Below are 18,962 nucleotides of genomic sequence, written 5' to 3' on the forward strand. Positions count from 1 at the left end.
TTAAGGCAAAAACCGATCTAAAGCAGCCTTTAGCTGTTGAATTTCCACTTCCATATTGCCTTCTTGAGCTGCTCTTGCAATACACTCAGTTAAATGTTCATCTAAAACAATTCTCGCCACCTTATCCAAAGCGCCCCGCACAGCCGCAATTTGTAATAAAACATCAGGACAAGGGCTATCATGCTGCACCATTGTTTTAATTCCACGAACATGGCCTTCTATCCGTGACAGCCGATTTACAATTTTCCGGATTGACTCTTGACTATGAACGTGAGGATGTGCAGAATTTCCATGCTCATGAGTATGATTTGTCAGATCCTCTGCATCATGATGGTGGGCGTGTTCTACTTGCGGGGATACCGGCAAAGATTTTTTAGCTAATCGGTTTGATCCGTTCATGGTTATGGTTTGCCAAAGCACTGGTAGTATTAAGATCCTAGCCTAGAAGATAATTGGTAATGGAAAAACTATTGCTGCCAATTAACGATAGCTTTGGTTAAATGATTCCAGGGTGAAACCCGAACCTTTAAAGGGCGAATCTCCTTAATAGCTATTATATTAAATATTAGATTAATTTTTATTACAGGTAGTTTACGACGGATAATGTTGGATTCGGTAAAAATAAGTGTAAATAGATTTTTAGACAAAAACTAGACTTCCATATTAGGTTGTAATGATGCGATTCTCCCAAATATCAAGTTCTATACGTCAATTCAGTTCATATGCGTTAGCCCTAATTATCGGAGTGACGCTAACCGTCAGCACTTTCCAGGTATTACCCTCTCAAGCAGAACCCGCTCCCTATTCTGAGAATGCTGTCGCCCAACAATCACCAGCAAATGCGGCTATAGGTAGCACTAGCTTTGTCACAGCAGCCGTAAATCGGGTGGGAACAGCAGTAGTCCGGATTGATACTGAACGCACCGTGACTCGTCGTATGGACCCATTTATGGAAGACCCATTCTTTCGGCGATTTTTTGGTGAGGGTTTCCCGCAACAGATGCCTTCTGAACAATTGCGCGGTCTAGGTTCGGGGTTTATTATTGACAAAGGTGGTTTGGTTTTGACCAATGCCCATGTAGTTGATAAAGCTGATAGAGTCACAGTCCGTCTGAAAGATGGTCGCACCTATGAAGGTAAAGTTCAAGGTATTGATGAAGTCACAGATTTAGCAGTGGTGAAGATTAACCCTGATAAAGATTTACCTGTTGCGCCTTTGGGTTCTTCCGATACAGTACAAGTGGGAGACTGGGCGATCGCAGTCGGTAATCCGTTAGGATTTGATAATACTGTGACTTTGGGAATTGTCAGCACCCTGAAACGTTCTAGCGCCCAAGTGGGAATTGCTGATAAACGCTTAGACTTCATTCAAACCGATGCGGCGATTAATCCTGGTAATTCCGGGGGACCGCTCTTAAATGAACGTGGCGAAGTCATTGGGATTAATACGGCGATTCGTCCTGATGCGATGGGTATTGGCTTTGCGATTCCTATTGATAAGGCTAAAGCGATCGCCTTGAAATTGCAACGTGACGGTAAAGTTATTCACCCCTATTTAGGTGTACAGATGATAACTTTAACACCCGAACTAGCAAAACAAAATAATACTGATCCTAACTCTCCGATTCAAATACCAGAAATCAATGGTGTTTTGGTGATGCGAGTTGTACCTAATTCCCCAGCTGCATCTGCTGGTGTGCGCCGTGGTGATGTAATTGTGCAAATTGATCGCGAACCTGTCACCAGTGCCGATAAATTACAGAATCTTGTAGAAAATAGTCGCCTGGGTCAGTTGTTACAAGTGAAAGTCCAACGCGGTAATCAGATACAGCTGCTTTCCATCCGCACGGCTGAGTTAGAAGATCCTGCTTAGGAATGTGAGATTTATTTGGTAAGTAGAGATGCGATTAATCGTATCTCTACAAAATTCACTATATTTATGTGTTTATGCTTTATAGAAGATTTGGCCGCACAGAGTTACAGATTCCTGTTTTTTCTTGTGGCGGTATGAGATACCAATTCAAATGGCAAGATGTTCCTAATTCCGAAATTCCGGCGGATAATCAGGCAAATTTAGAAGCGACTATTCGCCGATCTTTGGAAGTGGGAATTAATCACATTGAAACTGCTCGTGGTTATGGTACATCGGAAATGCAATTGGGGCAAATATTGCCTAAGTTTCCCCGTGAAAAATTAATTGTGCAGACGAAAGTTAACCCGGTTGCAGATGATCAGAAATTTCGCGAAACATTTGAACAATCACTGCAAAATCTCAAGTTAGATTATATTGATTTACTGGGAATACATGGCATCAATAATGCTGAATCTTTTGACAATACTATGCGTACCGGTGGCTGTTTAGAAGTGGCGCAGCAGTTGCAAGCCGAGGGAAAAGTGAGATTTATCGGCTTTTCTACTCACGGTTCTAAAGATGTGATTATAAAGGCAATTAATACTAACCAATTTGATTATGTAAACTTACATTGGTACTATATTAATCAATGGAATTGGGAAGCAATTACAGCAGCTAATAATCATGATATGGGGGTGTTTATTATTAGTCCCTCAGATAAAGGAGGGATGCTATATAAACCACCGCAAAAGTTAGTTAATCTTTGCGATCCCTTGAGTCCGATGGTGTTTAATGATTTGTTTTGTCTCAGTCATCGAAACGTACATACTTTAAGTTTGGGTGCAGCCAGACCGGAAGATTTTGATGAACATCTCAAAACTTTAGAATATTTAGATCGGGCAGATGAAATTTTGCCGCCAATTTTGAGTAAGTTAGAACAAGAAGCGATCGCCACTTTAGGAGAAGATTGGGTAAAAACTTGGGAGACTAATTTACCCACCTGGGAAGAAACACCGGGAGAAGTAAATATTCCTGTAATTTTGTGGTTGTTGAATTTAGCGATCGCCTATGATTTAGTAGACTATGCCAAAAAGCGCTACAACTTATTGGGTAATGGTAGTCACTGGTTCCCCGGTAACAAAGCAGACCAACTAGATGAGCTAGACCTGAGTAAATCTCTGGCGAGTAGTCCCCACGCCGAGAAAATTCCTCAACTGTTAGCAAAAGCCCATCAAATGTTAGCAGGGGAGGAAGTTAAGCGCTTATCGAAGTCTTAGTCATTAGTCATTGGTCATTGGTCATTGGTCATTGGTCATTGGTCATTGGTCATTGGTCATTGGTCATTGGGAAGTTACCGCCTTCTCCCCCCCTGCCTCTTCTCCCCCCCTGCTCCCTGCTCCCTGCCCCCCTGCCTCTTCTCCCCCCCTGCTCCCTGCTCCCTGCCCCCCTGCCTCTTCTCCCCCCCTGCTCCCTGCTCCCTGCCCCCCTGCCTCTTCTCCCCCCCTGCTCCCTGCTCCCTGCCCCCCTGCCTCTTCTCCCCCCCTGCTCCCTGCTCCCTGCCCCCCTGCCTCTTCTCCCCCCCTGCTCCCTGCTCCCTGCCCCCCTGCCTCTTCTCCCCCCCTGCTCCCTGCTCCCTGCCCCCCTGCCTCTTCTCCCCCCCTGCTCCCTGCTCCCTGCCCCCCTGCCTCTTCCCTTGGTATTACTAGCACTTTATCAACGCGGTTCCCGTCCATATCCATGACTTCAATCCGCATCCCACGCCATTGAAAATAGTCGGCTGCTGCTGGGATACGACCAAGATGATTGATCACAAAACCACCTAATGTCTGATAGCTACCTCGTTCACCAATTTCCCACTCTTCTAAATCGAAAAGTTCATAAAACTCATCTATCTGTAACATCCCATCCAATAACCAGGAACCATCCTCTCGTTGTACGGCTTGTGGTTGTTCTTCCCCCGGTTCTTCAGGAACATCACCAACGATTTCGCTCATGATGTCGTTGAGAGTCACCAATCCTTGAATTACACCGTATTCATCCACAATCAAAGCCATGTATGTAATGGTTTGTTTGAAGAATTCTAAAACTTTCAAACCACGAGTGATTTCTGGCACATAGACGGGCTGCCGCAATCCCATTGTTAAGTCCATTGGTTCGTTGCGGAAACATCTAGCTAATAAGTCGGTAACTACAATTATACCGAGTACATTGTCCAGTCCTCCCTGACAAACTGGATACCGGGAATAGGCACTTTCGATGATCTTTTGGCGGTTTTCTGCAAGAGAGTCCTCTAAGTCTAGCCAAACAATATCAGGTCGAGGTGTCATAAAGGAATTGGCAGGGCGATCGCCTAAACGAAATACTCGCTCAACCATATCTTGTTCCGCTTCCTCAAAGGTTCCGGCTTCTGTGCCTTGTTCAATTAAGATTTTAATTTCTTCTTCAGTAACTGGTGGCTGAAGATAGGGTGTCATACCCAATCCTCGCACTATAATATCTGTAGAAGTAGTGAGTAAATATACCACCGGTGAGGCAAGGGCGGCTAAGGCTTTCATGGGAATAGCCACAAACGAGGCAATTCCTTCTGGGTTATTTAATGCCAGCCGTTTTGGGACTAATTCACCAATAATCAGGGACAAATAGGTAATAATCAGAACTACTATTCCGAAAGCGATCGCCTCACTAAAAGGTGCTAAGAAGGGAATTAGCCGTATATATACTGCTAGTTGAGTGGCAATTGTGACTCCACCAAAAGCACCTGTAACGATACCGATGAGGGTAATTCCGATTTGAATGGTGGATAAGAAATGATTTGGCGACTCAGCCAGCTTCAATGCTGTCAATGCCTTGGTATTCCCTTGATTCGCAAGCTGTTGTAGCCTGACTTTGCGTGCCGAGACAACTGCCATTTCAGACATAGAAAATACACCGTTGGCAATAATTAGCACCAAAATGATCAAAATTTCAAACGTAATGGAGGACATTTTTTAGAAGTGCCACTGATCACAGCGAATGTATTTCACCTTTTTGTATCTAGTAATCATAAGGTGGTTGTGGGTGTTTTCGCGATTTTGGAGAATTGATTCCCAGAATTAATTAACCACAGATGTAGACGCGAAATTCGGCTTGCCGTAGGCTACACAGATGTAGATATGGATTGTTTAACGGTAGGGTATACGGATAATTCGTCACTGAAGATTGGGAAAGGCTATAAGGCTTTTAAAATAGTGAATATAAACTAACTCTAATTTTTCTTATTTTTAACGACTTCCTCCTCTAGTAAAGCTTATGGCATTTTCTTCTATTGTGCGTGCTTTGGCGCGATCGCCTCTGAGTACTGAATTACTTTCTAAGCTAAATCGCCAACAAGAATTGCGGTTAAATGGTATCTCTCGCCTACCTAAAGGTCTTGTGGCTTCGGCGTTAGCGCAAAATTCTGGCAATAATTTGTTGGTAGTAGTTCCTACTCTGGAGGAAGCCGGACGGGCTTTTGCACAGTTGGAAGCGATGGGATGGCACACAGTGCATTTTTACCCGACTTCCGAAGCCTCTCCCTACGAACCCTTTGACCCGGAAACGGAAATGACTTGGGGACAGATGCAGGTTCTGGCTGATTTGATGAATGAAAACGGGGAATCAAGCCAAAATCCCACAACCAAGCGTTCTTTGGCAATTGTCGCCACGGCTGGGGCGTTACAACCCCATTTACCACCGCCAGATGCTTTTATACCGTTCTGTCTGACTGTCAAGCGGGGGATGGAATTTGATTTGGATACCTTCGGCGAAAAAATCACGACTTTGGGCTATGAACGCGTTCCACTGGTGGAAACAGAAGGCCAATGGAGTCGGCGCGGTGATATTGTCGATGTTTATCCGGTTTCGTCGGAAATGCCCGTAAGATTAGAGTGGTTTGGCGATGAAATTGAGAAAATCCGCGAATTTGATGCTGCAACTCAACGTTCTGCTCTTGACAAAGTTGACCAAGTTACCCTGACTCCTACTAGTTTTGCGCCTATTGTTTCGGAAGCACTCAAAGACAATGCTGATTTTACAGATTCAGAACTTTTAGAAGGTAGCCGGCGTTTTTTGGGATTGGCTTTTGCAAAACCGGCTTCGCTTTTAGATTACTTAGGTGAAAATACTCTGATTGCTGTGGATGAACCAGAACAGTGTCATGCACATAGCGATCGCTGGGTGGAAAATGCAGAAGAACAATGGGGAGTGGGGAGTAGGGAGTGGGGAGTAGGGAGTGGGGAAGAATCTAGCTCTATTTCCTTAGAATTACCGAAAATTCACCGTTCCTTTGATGAATGTCTCGTTGATGTGACTAAATTTCCCACCATATATTTATCAGAACTAGCTGAGGAAAACAGTGGGATAAATTTGGCGAGTCGTTCGTTACCTGTGACACCGCACCAATTTAATAAACTCGCGCAAACACTTAGACAAGAGCGCGATCGCAATTTCTCCATTTGGCTCATTTCTGCCCAACCTTCCCGTTCTGTCTCTCTCCTCCAAGAACACGATTGTCCGGCGCAATTTATCCCCAATCCCCGTGACTACCAAGCAATTGACAAATTACAAATTAACCATACACCTGTAGCCCTGAAATATTCCGGTTTAGCCGAACTAGAAGGCTTTATTTTGCCGACATATCGGCTGGTAGTCGTCACAGACCGGGAATTTTACGGACAGCATTCCTTAGCTACACCGGGATATATACGTAAACGTCGCCAAGCCAGTTCCAAACAAGTAGACCCTAACAAGTTGCGTCAAGGTGATTATGTCGTTCACAGAAGTCACGGAGTAGGTAAATTTGTCAAGCTGGAAAGTCTCACGATTAACCACGAAACCCGTGATTATTTAGTAGTACAGTATGCTGATGGTATTCTGAGAGTTGCAGCTGATCAAGTTGGTTCTTTATCCCGGTTTCGCCGCACAGGAGATAAAGCCCCAGAACTGCATAAAATGACTGGTAAGGCTTGGGAGAATACGAAGAACCGCGTTCGTAAAGCCATCAAAAAGTTAGCAGTGGATTTACTGAAACTTTACGCAGCGAGATCCAAGCAAGAAGGCTATACCTATCCCCAAGATATGCCTTGGCAAGAAGAAATGGAAGATTCTTTTCCCTACCAAGCCACTACAGACCAGCTAAAAGCTGTGCAGGATGTCAAACGCGATATGGAAAGCGATCGCCCAATGGATCGTTTAGTTTGTGGTGATGTAGGATTTGGTAAAACCGAAGTAGCTATTCGCGCGATTTTCAAAGCTGTGACATCAGGTAAACAAGTCGCACTGTTAGCACCCACTACCATTCTGACTCAGCAACATTACCACACCCTTAAAGAACGCTTTGCACCTTATCCGGTAAATATCGGCTTACTGAATCGTTTTCGCAGTGCTGAAGAACGCCGCACGATTCAAAAGCGATTAGCTACAGGGGAATTAGATATAGTCGTGGGGACACATCAACTTTTAGGGAAAAATGTCAGCTTTCGGGATTTAGGGCTGTTGGTGGTGGATGAAGAACAACGATTTGGGGTGAATCAAAAGGAAAAAATTAAAAGCTTGAAAACTCAAGTTGATGTGCTGACACTTTCCGCGACTCCCATTCCCCGTACCTTATATATGTCTTTGTCGGGAATTCGGGAAATGAGTTTAATTACCACACCACCCCCCACCAGAAGACCAATTAAAACTCACCTTGCGCCATTAAGCCCGGAAATTGTCCGCAGTGCTATTCGTCAAGAATTAGACAGAGGGGGACAAGTTTTTTATGTAGTTCCACGAGTGGAAGGCATTGAAGAACTGACAGCTAATTTACGAGAAATGATACCGGGGGGTAAGTTTGCGATCGCTCACGGTCGTCTGGATGAAAGCGAGTTAGAATCAACCATGCTGACTTTCAGTAATGGTGATGCCGATATTCTGGTTTGTACAACAATCATTGAATCTGGCTTAGATATTCCGCGAGTCAACACCATCTTAATTGAAGATGCTCACCGCTTCGGTTTATCGCAATTATACCAATTACGTGGTCGTGTAGGACGTGCTGGAATCCAAGCACACGCTTGGTTATTTTATCCCAAGCAACGAACTTTATCAGATGCCGCACGGCAACGACTGCGGGCGATTCAGGAATTTACCCAACTCGGTTCTGGATATCAGCTAGCGATGCGCGACATGGAAATCCGGGGTGTGGGTAACTTGCTAGGTGCAGAACAATCTGGTCAAATGGAAGCGATCGGCTTTGATTTGTATATGGAAATGCTGGAAGAGGCGATTCGAGAAATTAGAGGACAAGAAATACCCAAAGTTGATGAGACACAAATTGACCTCAACCTCACAGCATTTATTCCTTCCGATTATATTCCCGACGTGGATCAAAAGATGAGTGCTTACCGGGCAGTGGCGGCGGCGAAGTCTTCAGAAGAATTAAAGTATATCACGGCTGAGTGGGGCGATCGCTATGGGGCGTTACCAGTTCCAGCGAATCAACTTTTACGAGTCATGCAACTTAAACAGCTAGCGAAAAAGTTAGGATTTAGCCGCATTAAACCAGAGAATAAGCAACACATTGTTTTAGAAACGCCAATGGAAGAACCTGCTTGGAATTTACTAGCAGCGAATTTACCAGAACATTTGAAGACGCGTTTTGTTTACTCTCCTGGTAAAGTAACAGTGCGCGGTTTAGCAGTTTTAAAAGCTGACCAACAATTACAAAGTTTGTTAGATGCAATGAATAAAATGCAAGGTGCTGTTGCAGAGGCGGTTGTTGTGTGAATAGTCCATAATTTAGGAATAACTCAATGAATTTACACTCTACTCACAAATTCGGAGGATGAATAGTTATGGCTGCAATTACTATCAATATTCCAGATAGCCAATTAGAAAAGCTAGAAGAACTAGCGAAATTACATGGCATTTCTCTTGAAGATTTACTGAGTGCTAATATCGAGAAATGGTTAAGTGAGCAAAAAAGCGACTTCACCGATGCAGCTAATTATGTACTGAAAAAAAATGCTGAACTTTACCGACGTTTGGCATGATGCGTTATTTGTTAGGACTTACGCAAAAACCCTCTCAAACGCTTATTCCTCTGTGTCCTCTGCGTCTGGTGTGGTTCGTTTTTTCATAATTTTGCGTAAGTCCTGTTTGTGATTAGCCGAGGTATTAACAGAATAATTCTCCTTATATTATCCAAATTATTATCAATCTAAAACTTAGAGGATGTCTGATAAGTATCAGTTTTATCCAGATCCCCCCTTACCCCCCTTAATAAGGGGGGGGAAAATTAATCAAAGTCCCCCTTTTTAAGGGGGATTTAGGGGGATATACAAGTGTTTTATGCAACACGAAAAAGTTTTCAGACATCCTCTTAGAATCAAAGCTAAATAGGAGAGCCAAAGTGAATATTAATCTTAATTTGCCACCAGAGCTAGAAAATGAGCTTTGTAATGAAGCTTCTCAAATCAACTTAACTCTTTCTGAATACATTCTTCGTCTTCTCTCTGTAAGACAGACTATAGCAAATTCTCCCAAAACAGGAGCCGAACTTGTAGCCTATTGGCAGAATGAAGGTGTCATCAATTCAAGACCCGACATTACAGATAGTCAAGCCTACGCTCGACAGTTACGCCACGAGGCTGAAACTCGTGAGAGGTCATAGGTAACGTTAATGTATTTGCTAGATACAGACATTTTAATTGATATTCAACGGGGTCATTCTCCCTCAATAAATTGGTTTGCCAGCCTATCAGAGTTGCCTAGTGTACCTGGCTTTGTGGTTATGGAATTAATTCAGGATTCTCAAAACAAGCAAAAGTTGCGTAATGCCTTAAAACTGGTTTCACCCCTACCTGTAGTATGGCCGAGTGAGGCTGATTTAACTCGCGCCTTGTCAGACTTTACAACCTACCATTTATCAGACAATTTAGGCTTGTTAGATGCCTTGATTGCTGCTTGTGCTGTTGGCAGAAGTGCCACACTTTGTACATTCAATGTCAAACATTACCGTGTTATTCCTAATTAAGCAGGCATTTTATCAGCAGGGGGTGATGGCTATGATGCTTATACAGCAGCCTCTTTAACTTCTTTGTCGCCCCCTCAAGGTAAAGGTATAGTAGCAGCCAATCTTTCTATTTTTACTTGTTTCTGACTTTGTAGCAACCATACCAGCATTTTTAGAGTAATTAATTGTGTACGGCTGAGGTACTTGGATAGGATTGGTTGATAGAATGAGGGTAACATTTATTTCGGGTCTTGTTAATTTGACGAGACCATTCTTTTTTACCATCAAACTGTCCCTCTTAATTAGCTGTCTAATAACCACATAGTATTGTCAATAAGAACCGTTTTTTTTGAGAGGGTCTGTTACTTCAATCCCTCTGGGAGTAATACTTTTACCATTTTTGTCGCCCCCTCAAGTAGCAGAGCTTGACTACAAAGCTGAGATGATGGAAAGAAACGATTTATTTCAATGTATGTGTGTCCAAATCTCTCGGCTTTGTACTTCAACATAGTGAGAAACATTCCCCATCCTTGGTCACTAATAGCTTTGGCAAGGTTAGGGTTTTTTACCATGTTCTTAACTGCCAGGTCTTCTACACAAATTACTTGATTTTCGTATGCTATTTTGCGAGATAGCTTGTGTAGAAAATCCTCTCTGACTCTAGCTATTTTGCTAGAAATTTTAGCTACTAAGCGTTTAGCTTTTTGACGTTTATTAGATGCCTTATCTTTTTTTCTGGCTAGTTTTTTCTGTTGACGCTTTCTGTTCTTTTCTAGTTTTGCTAATCGCTTCTTAGGTAGGTCATATTTTGAACCATTAGAAGTGATGGCAAAATTCTTTAAACCCAGGTCAACACCATGGTATCGACCTATTACCGTGTTTCGGTGTTCATGATAATAGAAAATCTCGCCGTGAGTCAAGATATACAAAATGTTCGTTTCCTCCATGTCCTCTTCCCTGTTTCCCCTGCGGGGAAATTTGGTCAAAGGACTGTCGTCAACTCACGCGCAATTCATCTCGACACTTCCGCTTCGCGGTAAGTGTGAGCCTTCTTGCTGTTTAAGGTAAATTAGTTAACCTTGTTCGACTACAGTGTTTTTACTTAAAATTGCCAGTTGAACGGGCAGAGAACCAGGAAATATCTTCCCAAAATTTACACAGGACGACAGTTAGATAATATACTATGCAGATTGACTACTGAGCCAATGACTGCGATCGCCGGTGCGCTAAATCCAGTTTCTTCAACTTGCTCAATAATGGTTGCTAAAGTGCCAATTAATTCTTCTTGTTCGGGTCTTGTACCCCAACGGACTAAGGCTATGGGTGTTTCTAAATCCAACCCAGCTTGGCTGAATTGCTCCACAATATAAGGCAGGTTGTGAATGCCCATATAAATTACAATAGTTTCTGAACCGTGGGCGATCGCTTGCCAATTCACTTTCGGTTTATACTTACCCGCAGATTCATGTCCAGTCACAAAAGTAACCGAAGAGCTATACAGCCGATGAGTCAAAGGTATGCCAGCATAGGCAGAAGCGGCAATTCCCGATGTAATTCCCGGCACAACTTCCACAGATACCCCGGCTTGGACTAAATCTGCCATCTCCTCGCCACCGCGACCAAAAATAAACGGGTCGCCGCCTTTTAGCCGCACGACTACAGCGTGTTGTTGCGCCTTTTCAATTAACAAATGGGTGGTTTCTTCTTGTAACAGTGAATGTCTCCCCATGCGCTTACCAGCGTTGATTTTTTCAGCTTGGGGATTAATCATGTCCAGAATTGCCGGACTGACCAAAGCATCATAGATCACTACATCTGCACATGACAATAAACCCTTACCTTTAAGGGTCATGAGTCCTGGATCTCCTGGTCCCGCACCTAGCAAATAAACCTTACCCCAACAGCTTTGCGCTTCTTTCTCTGTGCGGCTCATGTATGTATCAAATCCTCGATGATCTCAGCTAATTCTGCACTTGCTCCCAAAGGCGCAGCCAGTTGGAAAGTTACAGTAGGAAATTGTAATTTTAACTTTTCTATGGACTGAGCGATCGCATCGGTGATGCCACCTGTGAATAAAAAGTATGGCAAAATTGCAATTTCCCTCTTGCCAGCAGCGACCAAATCTTGTAATCGTGATTCTAAACTAGGAGCTACAGCCCAATAAGCCGTTACTGCTCCCAATTTGGCAGCTATGGTTTCAATTGGCTTCAGGGAACCAGGACGACGGCTACCGTGAGCTAACAAAATTGTGGTTTCAGCTTTCATCGTCGCCATTTGCTCACACAGTAACGTAATTAAACTGGGATGACTACCGAGATGGGGATGCAGGTTAATCATTATATCTTGACCAAGAGCCTGTTGTGCCAAAGTAATCTGATCAGGAATATCCGTCATCACATGGACACCCGGTAGCAGAAATAGGGGTACAATCTGCAAGCAATCAATCCCGTCTACTAAAGCACCACTGGCAAATTTTTGAATCTGCTGATGTAAAGGCTCAGGTTGTAATTCCAAAGCAGCTATACCTACCGGATTTTTAGTATTCCCTAATTTTTGGGATACAAATTCTGCTAATTGCTGCATAGCAACTGCTGGACGGGGGTCACGACTGCCGTGGGATACTAATAAATACGCAGATGGCATGGAAAAAAGTTTCACTCTCAGTAGCTATTTTTAGAGTAGCAGGTTGGTAGCTTGGAGTTATTTACACACCTGGGTTTGGAGGGGAGGTGTTCATCCACAGCTAAAAAAGTTCTGCCAAAACCACCGCTTCCAAGACACCGTGAATTTTGGGGCAGAGTATCATTACAAGTTAAGCTTTGACTAGGCTTACTGATTGTATTCCCGATTTTTGGCTTATTGCTGCTCGGCGGTGTAAGTATAAAAGTTATTAAATGCTCCCACCGTTTCAAATTTATAAATAGGTATCAAGGAACTCAGCTTTAAATCTGTCTTGTAAACACTAAAAATCAGGAAATTCTGCTGTTCTGTACTGCGTCCCAAAATTTCCTGCATTTGCGGCGTGGCTTTATCTACCAGATTGTCGCATTGAGATTTGATTAAATTTTCTAAAAAATTTGCTGTTTTTTGGCAAACGTCCTTTTTTAAATATTCTGTGAGCCGTTGTGCTGCATACTCTTCGTATTCCACCTGAGAAGGATTGGTTGTCGCCATTGCTACCCCCAAGGCGGCTAGTCCGACTGCTCCCGAAAATGCAATAATGGTAAGTGCTTTCATTTCTTCTAGCTGTGATTCTCTATAGTTATTGGACTCCCAAGACTCTAAATTAACAAAATCCGTTCCTTGAAAAAAAAGTCTTGATTATTTCCTTATGATGGTGCTATAATCATCAATATAGAATGGCGAGCGTAGCCAAGTGGTTAAGGCAGTGGTTTGTGGTACCACCATTCGTGGGTTCAATTCCCATCGTTCGCCCTGTTTTAACTTAATATGTTGATTTCATTTAAGCCATTTTTTGTAGGTTCGGTTAAGCGACAGCGCAACGCAAGGCATTTGTTGGGTTTCATGCTTCAACCCAACCTACGAATTAAGGCTTTTTTCAATTTGACTCAGGTATTGTGAAAATTGTATAATTAATCACAAACAACTATTTTTCTAGAATTGACTACATATTTTGTGTCAAGAGGAAGAGAAAATGTCACTCCTGAGTTAGAGTGAAAAAACACTGAGTAGCATATATTCTGACTAAAGGCAAACACTAATTAAGAAGCCTGATCATTGCTGATCCCAGGAACACAGAGAGAAAAGTCGTCTGTGTTTATCTGTGTTTATATGTAATCAGATGCAAGGGGGAGGTGTTAGCTTTGTCTTGCCAGTCAAAAATGCCAATTTAATGTTAGGGGTTCCCATGTCTGAATTGATCCAAGCAATCCTGGATAGTGAAGAAAAAAGCGATTTGCGTTCCTTTGCGAGTCAGTTACGCCAGGAAGAAAAAAATTACTTGCTGCGTAACGACATCCTGAATGTATTTATTGATTATTGTTCCAAGTCCGAGAAGTCAGAAACTTCTGCCGCTTCTTCCCGCTTAGGCAAACTAATTTATTATACTCAGGAAATTATTCAAGAGGATTCCAGCCTGTGCTTTATTATTCGTCCTAAAATTGCTAGTCAAGAAGTTTATCGGCTCACAGAGGATTTGAATGTTGAGCCAATGTCAGTACAGGAACTGCTGGATCTACGCGATCGCTTCGTGAATAAATATCATCCCCTAGAAGGTGATTTACTCGAACTAGATTTTGGTCCGTTTTATGACTACACCCCAGTCATCCGCGACCCGAAAAACATTGGTAAAGGGGTACAATTCCTCAACCGCTATCTATCCAGCAAAATCTTCCAAGACTCAAAACAGTTGCTGGACAGCTTATTAAATTTCTTGCGTCTCCACCAATATAACGGTGTCCAGCTGCTAATCAACGATCGCATCACAACACAGCAGCAACTTTCCACCCAAATTAAAAAAGCCATCACCTTTGTGAGCGATCGCCCCAAAGACGAACCCTACGAAAAATTCCGCTTTGAATTGCAAATGATCGGTTTTGAGCCGGGTTGGGGTAACACAGCCAAGCGGGTAGGTGATACCCTGGATATTTTAGATGAATTGATTGATTCTCCTGACCCCCAAACCATCGAAGCCTTTATTTCTCGCATCCCGATGATTTTTAGAATCGTCCTCGTATCGGCGCATGGTTGGTTCGGTCAAGAAGGCGTTTTGGGTCGTCCTGATACAGGTGGACAAGTGGTTTATGTCCTCGATCAAGCCAAGAATCTAGAAAAACAACTCCAAGAAGATGCTCAATTAGCTGGTTTAGATGGACTGAACGTCGAGCCAAAAGTAATTATTCTCACCCGCTTGATTCCCAATAGTGACGGGACATTGTGTAATCAACGGCTAGAAAAAGTTCACGGTACAGAAAACGCCTGGATTTTGCGCGTACCTCTGCGGGACTTCAATCCCAATATGACGCAAAACTGGATTTCCCGATTTGAATTTTGGCCTTATTTAGAAACTTTTGCGATTGATTCTGAAAAAGAACTTTTAGCAGAATTTCAAGGTAGACCAGACTTAATCGTGGGTAACTACTCTGATGGTAACTTGGTAGCGTTTCTCTTAGCACGGCGGATGGATGTGACTCAGTGTAACATCGCCCACGCCTTGGAAAAATCCAAATACCTGTTTAGTAACCTTTATTGGGAAGAATTAGAGGATAAATATCATTTCTCCTTACAATTTACAGCCGATTTGATTGCGATGAATGCTGCAAATTTCGTAGTTAGCAGTACCTATCAAGAAATAGTCGGGACACCCGATAGTGTGGGACAGTACGAATCGTACAAATGCTTCACCATGCCGGAGTTATACCACGTAGTCAACGGGATTGAATTATTTAGTCCCAAATTTAACGTTGTACCTCCTGGAGTCAACGAGAGTTATTACTTCCCTTACACACGTAAAGAAGACCGAGTAGAAGCTGATAGCGATCGCCTAGCTGATATCCTGTTTACCTTGGAAGATCCTCACCAAATCTTTGGTAAACTGGATGATCCCACAAAGCGCCCTCTGTTCTCAGTAGCGCGACTTGACCGGATTAAAAACCTCACAGGTTTAGCAGAATGCTATGGTAAGAGTCCAGAATTACAGGAACATTGCAACTTAATTTTAGTAGCGGGTAAGTTGCGTGTAGAAGATTCAGGCGACAACGAAGAACGCGACGAAATTATCAAACTCTATCAAATCATTGAACAGTACAATCTTTACGGTAAGATTCGTTGGTTAGGTGTCCGCTTAACCAAATCTGATTCTGGTGAAATTTACCGAGTAATTGCTGATCGCAAAGGTATCTTTGTCCAACCAGCTTTATTTGAAGCCTTTGGTTTGACAATCTTGGAATCTATGGTTTCAGGAATCCCCACCTTTGCTACCCAATTTGGTGGACCACTAGAAATTATTCAAGATAAGGTGAATGGCTTTTACATTAACCCCACAAATCTAGAAGAAACAGCCGAGAAAATCTTAGAATTTGTCACCAAGTGTGAGCAAAGTTCTCACTATTGGGATGCCGTTTCCGAGGAAGCAATTAAGCGGGTATTGACTACATATACCTGGAAAATCCATACTACAAAGCTGTTATCTTTAGCCCGGATTTATGGCTTTTGGAACTTCACCTCCAAAGAAAACCGGGAAGATTTGTTGCGCTATCTTGAAGCTTTGTTCTATTTAATTTACAAACCCAAAGCACAAGAATTATTAGAGCAACATCAGCACCGTTAGAACTATAATTAGTCAGTTGTTAGTTGTTAATTATCACTACTGACAACTGACTATATTGTCAACTGTTGCCAAGTCACTGGTCCAACTATTCCATCTACCCCTAAACTACGCTGGTTTTGAAAAGCTTTAACAGCTGTTTCAGTCAGTGGACCAAAAGCCCCATCAACTCGAATAGCATAGCCGTTAGAAACTAACAGTCTTTGTAAAACTCTCACAGAAGTACCGGAACTACCAAAACGTAGAGTTGGTAGAGCAGGACCGCTAAACCTGGGCGATGATCTCGCTGCTACCTTGATACCATTCTGGCTTTTAGCTTGGGTATAGTGGTTCTTCGCTAGGGTTAAAGAACCTGGAGACAGATGCTTTTTTCTAATTTTATCCAAAAGTTTGTCTTTAGCTAGCTGATATGCGGATGAAGTCCTGACAAAAACTTGATCTGTGGGGATAAATTCCGGTGGTGTGATTTGAGAATTGCGAGCTAATTGAGTTACGTTACTCTGTGTTAACCTCTCCGAGCTATTTTCCATCTGAAATGGTTGCTGCTTCGGTAATTTATTGGGCAAAGATAGTTGTCTTGCGGTTAATATACCCGTAATCAGCAGGCCAATTTCACTCATCGTCATTCATTTTACTAATAACCTAATTGTTAATTTGACAAACAATCTTGTTGTCAGTCCGGAAGGGTTTGTACGGAGAAATTCCCACAAGTTATGTAATATTTTTGGAGCAAGTGTTATTTATAAACATCTCCTCTTGCAGTTGTTATTAAAGCTACATTCTCATTGACAATTGTTTTTCCCCGATGAATTTATTTAGTAAGTTTTAAGTCCATTAGTATAACCTTTCCTCGTCTTCTAAATACAGAATTATCTCTGTACCTTGTAGTCAGTAGGGGCGTGTTTATTGAGATCATCGTTCCTTACCTACTCAGGCGAGAAACAGAGTCTCTCACTTTTTGAGAAACCCCTATAAAATCTCACCCCAATCTTCATCAGGGGAGCCAGTGGCTTGGTGAGTCCCTCCGGTCTTCTCCCAGGGGGAGAGGCTAGCGCCATCACCGGAGGTGTGCTGAAGATCAGGCTTGGCTGACTTGTAGCAACTGACGTGGGATTAAGGGGAGATCAATTGAGGATACATTTGCAAAACTGAGATTTTGTGGGCAAGAACTACTATATTTGAATTTAAGTGAGTTAAATGTACAGTAGCCTAGTATTTGCTTTCTTCCTCCTAAAGTCTCATCAAATTCCTCAGTAAGTCAAATACTACCCTATGCTATCGATGACTGGATGGAAGTAGAAAGCAAACCCCACGACTGTATAAGCAGCTAATAGTAAAACCCCTTCTAACCAATTAGATTCACCATCAGAACTAATACTATTGGCAATTAAAACAGACACCGCCACAGCCACTAATTCAAAGGGGTTAAAATCTAAATCCATCGGTTTATCAAGTACCCACCCAGCTATCACTAAAACAGGCGCAACAAATAGAGCAATCTGCATACTTGATCCCACAGCTACAGAGATGGAAAGATCCATTTTATTCTTCATGGCCACGGTGACTGCGGTGGCGTGTTCAGCAGCGTTACCAACGATGGGAACCAAAATTACCCCTGTAAACAGTGATGTCAAACCTAGTTGAGATGTGGCTACTTCCAAAGAACCTACCAACAATTCTGATTCCAGTGCCACTAAAAGAGTACATACTAGCAATACACAACTCCATAGCCACATATTGGGTTTGCTATGGGAAGTGTCTTCTACTTCTACGTCTACTTCTCCTTCTATCTCTGCAACACCGACATCATATAGATAGGCGTGAGTTTTCATCGAAAATAGCAGGGTTAGCCCATAGACGAGAATTAACACAATTGCGACCGCAAGGGAAAGATTTTGCAGAACTTTTTCGCTAATTCCGATGGAAGTGTAATTTACCGCCGTTGGTAACAAAATAGCAATTACTGCCAAATTCATGGATGAAGCATTCATCCGCGCCACAACTGATTGAAATTTCTGTTCCTTGTAACGCAGTCCACCCAAAAACATCGACAAACCCATTACCAGTAGTAAGTTGCCGATAATCGAACCTGTAATACTGGCTTTGACTACATCCACCAAGCCGGCATTCAGAGCAACTAAAGCTATAATTAATTCTGTGGCATTGCCAAAAGTGGCGTTGAGTAATCCCCCTAATGAAGGTCCAACTACTACAGCTATTTCTTCTGTAGCTGTACCCATCCAGGCGGCTAAGGGCAAAATTGCTAAACCAGCTGTGATAAAAACTATCAAGTCTCCCCACTCTAGAATGTGGGCTGCTAAGGAAACTGGAATAAACAGCAATAAAACCAGAAAGAGGGTGTTTTTAACTGACATTTGCTACCTTAAGGTGAGAGTATCATGCACAGATTTGTGTGATTATTTGCCATGTAGAGGCAATCTGCAACCAGATACTAGGATACTCTCAAGTGTCTGCGGTTTTTTTAGAAATTATACTGTCTTTAGACTGGCACTAATCAATACCGCCATGAAGTCAAAAGTCTTATTTTATGGACTTTTCATTGATTTTAATGGGTTGTGCCATTTACGCCGGACTTTACGAGATATGTAAAAAAAAATTGCAATTTATGGAGTTTTGGCAAACTTTCGTAGCAAAAATATCAATTAGAGCTAGGATTTTCGGCGAAATATGGGGTTTAATAGATCATAGACCTGAAAATATCTGACTGACGCTGCTCATAAAAAACCCTAATGTCTGTGCAATAACGCAGATTTCCGGCTTCAGTCAAACAGTTTTTTGGGAAATTTAACTGT

General features: G+C 42.6%; 14 protein-coding genes, 1 tRNA gene and 2 pseudogenes. 8 read left to right on the forward strand and 9 right to left on the reverse strand.

The window, feature by feature from the left end; all coding sequences use genetic code 11:
* On the reverse strand, window positions 1–399 hold the full coding sequence (locus tag NSP_RS10870) for a metal-sensing transcriptional repressor (protein ID WP_006198225.1): 399 nt from the start codon (window positions 397–399) through the stop codon (window positions 1–3).
* Window positions 400–676: 277 nt separating this feature from the next.
* Between NSP_RS10870 and NSP_RS10875 the strand changes: the two genes are divergently transcribed.
* Together NSP_RS10875 and NSP_RS10880 are read left to right on the forward strand one after the other, a co-directional pair.
* On the forward strand, window positions 677–1,873 hold the full coding sequence (locus tag NSP_RS10875) for an HhoA/HhoB/HtrA family serine endopeptidase (RefSeq protein WP_042202804.1): 1,197 nt from the start codon (window positions 677–679) through the stop codon (window positions 1,871–1,873).
* 74 nt (window positions 1,874–1,947) lie between these two features.
* On the forward strand, window positions 1,948–3,129 hold the full coding sequence (locus tag NSP_RS10880) for an aldo/keto reductase (protein ID WP_006198223.1): 1,182 nt from the start codon (window positions 1,948–1,950) through the stop codon (window positions 3,127–3,129).
* Between the two features lie 414 nt (window positions 3,130–3,543).
* Here the strand turns inward: NSP_RS10880 and NSP_RS10885 are convergent.
* Window positions 3,544–4,836: pseudogene (locus NSP_RS10885) on the reverse strand (hemolysin family protein); the annotation flags it as partial.
* A gap of 304 nt (window positions 4,837–5,140) precedes the next feature.
* Here NSP_RS10885 and mfd point away from each other — a divergent pair.
* From mfd to NSP_RS10905, 4 genes are all read left to right on the forward strand, one after another.
* Window positions 5,141–8,635, forward strand: a complete 3,495-nt coding sequence (gene mfd / locus NSP_RS10890) for a transcription-repair coupling factor (protein ID WP_006198221.1) — start codon at window positions 5,141–5,143, stop codon at window positions 8,633–8,635.
* A 68-nt stretch (window positions 8,636–8,703) separates the two neighbouring features.
* On the forward strand, window positions 8,704–8,901 hold the full coding sequence (locus NSP_RS10895; RefSeq protein ID WP_006198220.1) for a hypothetical protein: 198 nt from the start codon (window positions 8,704–8,706) through the stop codon (window positions 8,899–8,901).
* A gap of 359 nt (window positions 8,902–9,260) precedes the next feature.
* Window positions 9,261–9,521 (forward strand): hypothetical protein, encoded by a 261-nt coding sequence (locus tag NSP_RS10900; protein ID WP_006198219.1) that lies wholly within the window; start codon window positions 9,261–9,263, stop codon window positions 9,519–9,521.
* Between the two features lie 9 nt (window positions 9,522–9,530).
* Complete coding sequence (locus NSP_RS10905; RefSeq protein ID WP_006198218.1) at window positions 9,531–9,884, forward strand: PIN domain-containing protein; 354 nt, start codon at window positions 9,531–9,533, stop codon at window positions 9,882–9,884.
* Between the two features lie 74 nt (window positions 9,885–9,958).
* Here the strand turns inward: NSP_RS10905 and NSP_RS26885 are convergent, their stop codons facing one another.
* From NSP_RS26885 to NSP_RS10925, 5 genes and pseudogenes are all read right to left on the reverse strand, one after another.
* A complete protein-coding gene (locus NSP_RS26885; protein WP_198138103.1) occupies window positions 9,959–10,102 on the reverse strand; it encodes a hypothetical protein in 144 nt (47 codons plus the stop codon).
* A 177-nt stretch (window positions 10,103–10,279) separates the two neighbouring features.
* A pseudogene (locus NSP_RS10910) lies at window positions 10,280–10,810 on the reverse strand (RNA-guided endonuclease TnpB family protein); the annotation flags it as partial.
* Between the two features lie 206 nt (window positions 10,811–11,016).
* Entirely contained in the window at window positions 11,017–11,796 is a 780-nt protein-coding gene (gene cobA / locus NSP_RS10915) for a uroporphyrinogen-III C-methyltransferase (RefSeq protein ID WP_006198216.1), read from the reverse strand.
* Window positions 11,793–12,506: a sirohydrochlorin chelatase gene (locus NSP_RS10920; RefSeq protein ID WP_006198215.1), complete on the reverse strand. Its 714-nt coding sequence runs from the start codon at window positions 12,504–12,506 to the stop codon at window positions 11,793–11,795. Before NSP_RS10920 ends, cobA begins: the two co-directional genes overlap by 4 nt.
* A 213-nt stretch (window positions 12,507–12,719) precedes the next feature.
* On the reverse strand, window positions 12,720–13,100 hold the full coding sequence (locus NSP_RS10925) for a DUF4359 domain-containing protein (protein ID WP_006198214.1): 381 nt from the start codon (window positions 13,098–13,100) through the stop codon (window positions 12,720–12,722).
* 125 nt (window positions 13,101–13,225) lie between these two features.
* On the opposite strand from NSP_RS10925, the gene NSP_RS10930 reads away from it, so the two are divergent.
* Together NSP_RS10930 and NSP_RS10935 are read left to right on the forward strand one after the other, a co-directional pair.
* Window positions 13,226–13,298 (forward strand) — tRNA-His (locus tag NSP_RS10930).
* Between the two features lie 433 nt (window positions 13,299–13,731).
* Window positions 13,732–16,152: a sucrose synthase gene (locus NSP_RS10935; protein ID WP_042202802.1), complete on the forward strand. Its 2,421-nt coding sequence runs from the start codon at window positions 13,732–13,734 to the stop codon at window positions 16,150–16,152.
* Between the two features lie 50 nt (window positions 16,153–16,202).
* Here NSP_RS10935 and NSP_RS10940 read toward each other — a convergent pair whose 3' ends face one another.
* Together NSP_RS10940 and cax are read right to left on the reverse strand one after the other, a co-directional pair.
* Window positions 16,203–16,769 carry a peptidoglycan-binding domain-containing protein gene (locus tag NSP_RS10940; RefSeq protein ID WP_006198212.1) on the reverse strand — a complete coding sequence of 189 codons (567 nt, stop codon included), beginning with the start codon at window positions 16,767–16,769 and terminating at the stop codon, window positions 16,203–16,205.
* 645 nt (window positions 16,770–17,414) lie between these two features.
* Window positions 17,415–18,524, reverse strand: coding sequence for a calcium/proton exchanger (gene cax, locus NSP_RS10945; protein ID WP_017804068.1), 1,110 nt, complete (start codon window positions 18,522–18,524; stop codon window positions 17,415–17,417).
* Window positions 18,525–18,962 lie beyond the last annotated feature (438 nt).

Source organism: Nodularia spumigena CCY9414 (assembly GCF_000340565.2).
Classification (GTDB): domain Bacteria; phylum Cyanobacteriota; class Cyanobacteriia; order Cyanobacteriales; family Nostocaceae; genus Nodularia; species Nodularia spumigena.

Coding starts and splice junctions, on each gene's coding strand:
- NSP_RS10870 (WP_006198225.1), bottom strand. CDS start 399: ATGAACGGATCAAACCGATTAGCTAAAAAATCTTTGCCGGTATCCCCG.
- NSP_RS10875 (WP_042202804.1), top strand. CDS start 677: ATGCGATTCTCCCAAATATCAAGTTCTATACGTCAATTCAGTTCATAT.
- NSP_RS10880 (WP_006198223.1), top strand. CDS start 1,948: ATGCTTTATAGAAGATTTGGCCGCACAGAGTTACAGATTCCTGTTTTT.
- mfd (WP_006198221.1), top strand. CDS start 5,141: ATGGCATTTTCTTCTATTGTGCGTGCTTTGGCGCGATCGCCTCTGAGT.
- NSP_RS10895 (WP_006198220.1), top strand. CDS start 8,704: ATGGCTGCAATTACTATCAATATTCCAGATAGCCAATTAGAAAAGCTA.
- NSP_RS10905 (WP_006198218.1), top strand. CDS start 9,531: ATGTATTTGCTAGATACAGACATTTTAATTGATATTCAACGGGGTCAT.
- NSP_RS26885 (WP_198138103.1), bottom strand. CDS start 10,102: ATGTTACCCTCATTCTATCAACCAATCCTATCCAAGTACCTCAGCCGT.
- cobA (WP_006198216.1), bottom strand. CDS start 11,796: ATGAGCCGCACAGAGAAAGAAGCGCAAAGCTGTTGGGGTAAGGTTTAT.
- NSP_RS10920 (WP_006198215.1), bottom strand. CDS start 12,506: ATGCCATCTGCGTATTTATTAGTATCCCACGGCAGTCGTGACCCCCGT.
- NSP_RS10925 (WP_006198214.1), bottom strand. CDS start 13,100: ATGAAAGCACTTACCATTATTGCATTTTCGGGAGCAGTCGGACTAGCC.
- NSP_RS10935 (WP_042202802.1), top strand. CDS start 13,732: ATGTCTGAATTGATCCAAGCAATCCTGGATAGTGAAGAAAAAAGCGAT.
- NSP_RS10940 (WP_006198212.1), bottom strand. CDS start 16,769: ATGAGTGAAATTGGCCTGCTGATTACGGGTATATTAACCGCAAGACAA.
- cax (WP_017804068.1), bottom strand. CDS start 18,524: ATGTCAGTTAAAAACACCCTCTTTCTGGTTTTATTGCTGTTTATTCCA.